Below are 2,401 nucleotides of genomic sequence, written 5' to 3'. Positions count from 1 at the left end.
TTCTTCAATACCTTTTAACCGATTGGATTATCCCAAAACTATCTACAGATGTTGAGTACTATGCTCCCTTTGCTGTATTCCTAGGACTCTTTTTCTACCCCTTCACTTACAGTATATTTACCTATTTCGCTGTTACTCAATTTCATCTCAACTGGATAGAAGCATTGTTCTACTTTGCAAGTCTTCCCCTATCAGGAATCTTCGCTTATTGGTTTGCTCGTTACCTTAAACACATCAGTTATAAATGGCAATACATGCTTATAATGATGGATAAAAAGCACGCTTTAGACGATTTGAAAAAAGAACGAGACGAGTTAAGGAAACTTATTTTTTCTCGTTCATAAAAAAAATCAATCGTCGAATAAACATTCTAAGCTTTCCTATGTTAAGATAAGCAGCTATCTTTGGCCGCGAATCTTTGAGTATGAAAAAAACAGGAGTATTAGTCATCCAATTGGGAACACCAGATAGTCCCTCAAAAAAGGATGTTAGAAGATATTTAAGTGAATTTTTAAATGACCCAAGAGTAATTGATTTACCTTGGTTCGGAAGAAAACTATTAGTGAATGGAATTATTGTTCCTTTCAGAACCAGTAACTCTTCTAAAATTTACAAGGAACTATGGGAATACGGAAATGGTGTTTCTCCCCTTATCACGCATACAGAGAGTGTAGTTCGTTTGACTCAAGAAAGATTTAGCGCAGATGAAAATGTGCATATACACATGGCAATGCGTTACCAAAACCCTTCGATGGATGTGGTATTAGAAGAAATGAGAAAACAGAAGTACGATAGAATCGTAATTCTCCCTCTCTTCCCACAATACGCTAGTGCCTCTACTGGTTCTGCGATTGAAAAAGCCATGAACATCATCCGTAAATGGTGGGTGATTCCCGAAATCAATGTTATCTCTCAGTTTTACGACAATCCTGCTTACATTGATGCAGTGGTGGATAGAGCAAAGGATTTCGACCTATCTTCTTACGATAAAATTCTATTCTCTTACCACGGTTTACCAACGCGACAGGTAGATAAGGTATATGATAATGATTTGTGTGAGGACCAACCCTGTGAAACAGAAATCAATGAGAAAAACCAATTCTGTTATAAAGCCACGTGTTTTGCCACATCAAGATTGATTGCTGCCAAACTCGGAATAAAAGAAAGTGATTATACCGTTGGATTCCAGTCTAGACTAGATAAAAATTGGTTAGAACCTTTCTCTGATAAACTCATTGAACAATGGGCCAAAGAAGGAGCGAAAAGGGTTTTGGCATTTAGTCCAGCCTTTGTAGCCGACTGTTTAGAAACAATCATAGAAATAGGTACAGAATACCACGAAGACTTCCAAGAAATGGGCGGCGAAGCTGTTCATTTAGTTCCAAGCTCAAATGACCACCCTAGGTTTGTAGATTGTTTGGAAGATGAAATTAGAAAATACTTAAAGTAAAGACATAAAAAAGGCTAACCCACAAGGTTAGCCTTTTTCGTTTAACTCAATCTTTATTTATTTAGTGATCATCAATTTTTCAGAAGCTGAATCATTACCAAGGGCAAAGTTCACTACATATATTCCATTCTCTAATGTTGCAGGCATTGAAAAGCTTAAGTTGTTCATACCTGTGTACAATTCACCCAAATTCTTTTCAAAAACAACCTTACCTTGCAAGTCAACAACACTTACAAAAGCTGTATTTTTTTCTTCAACATTTACATCCAATTTCAAGGTATTCTCTGCTGCTGAATAACCAACTTGGAAATCCATTTCATTTTCTTGTAACTCAAAAATACCTGCAGATGGATCTTGTGCAAAGCTCAAGCTGTGGGTGTAAATAACATCCCCTGAATTTGTTCCACTACTATTGGTTTTGTTCGCTGCAACATAGAAAGTAACCTCCGAAACTGAGGCTGCAGGTGCAATCCATTGAAAATCCCAAGAGGTTTGACCGGTTCCATTAAACGTATGGTTTAAGTATTCTCTTCCTGAAAATGCAGCAGTTGAAGTTGTATTATCAAGACTAGACAAAGAACCAACTTTACTATCTGAATTATCTAGAACGGTTAATTGGAAACCATTTTTTGCAGATCCACCAGGGAAATTAAGAGTCAAATTATACACCTCATCTGGTAAGAATGTAGTTTCATTATTTGGGAAGTTAATCTCAATAACCGATGAACCATCCTGAACTGAACCTCCGTGACAAGAGGTACAAGTACTTTCCCCAGGTGCCCCGGTTCTTCCTGAAACTGATCCTGAGGAATTTATTTTATGCGCTGTTATTTCTTTAGAAGAAACCGCTTTAATTTCTGTCGTGTTAAAGGAAAACAACCCTGCACCTAAGGCTAAAAAGGCTGTTCCAAATAGTGTATACTTTATATTCATGTTCATAGTTTTTTTTAT

At 36.9% G+C, this 2,401-nt stretch carries 3 protein-coding genes; 2 read left to right on the top strand and 1 reads right to left on the bottom strand.

Going from position 1 to position 2,401, the window contains the following annotated elements; genetic code table 11:
- Together R3333_RS14120 and hemH are read left to right on the top strand one after the other, a co-directional pair.
- A partial coding sequence (locus tag R3333_RS14120; RefSeq protein WP_318959413.1) for a hypothetical protein occupies nucleotides 1-344 on the top strand: 344 nt, incomplete at its 5' end.
- Nucleotides 345-424: 80 nt separating this feature from the next.
- Nucleotides 425-1,450, top strand: a complete 1,026-nt coding sequence (hemH, locus tag R3333_RS14115) for a ferrochelatase (protein WP_318959412.1) — start codon at nucleotides 425-427, stop codon at nucleotides 1,448-1,450.
- Between the two features lie 57 nt (nucleotides 1,451-1,507).
- Here hemH and R3333_RS14110 read toward each other — a convergent pair.
- On the bottom strand, nucleotides 1,508-2,401 hold an 894-nt coding region (locus R3333_RS14110; RefSeq protein ID WP_318959411.1), incomplete at its 5' end, for a choice-of-anchor V domain-containing protein.

The organism is Lishizhenia sp., assembly GCF_033720595.1.
GTDB lineage: Bacteria > Bacteroidota > Bacteroidia > Flavobacteriales_D > Crocinitomicaceae > Lishizhenia.
This window is presented reverse-complemented; position numbering and strand designations above follow the sequence as displayed.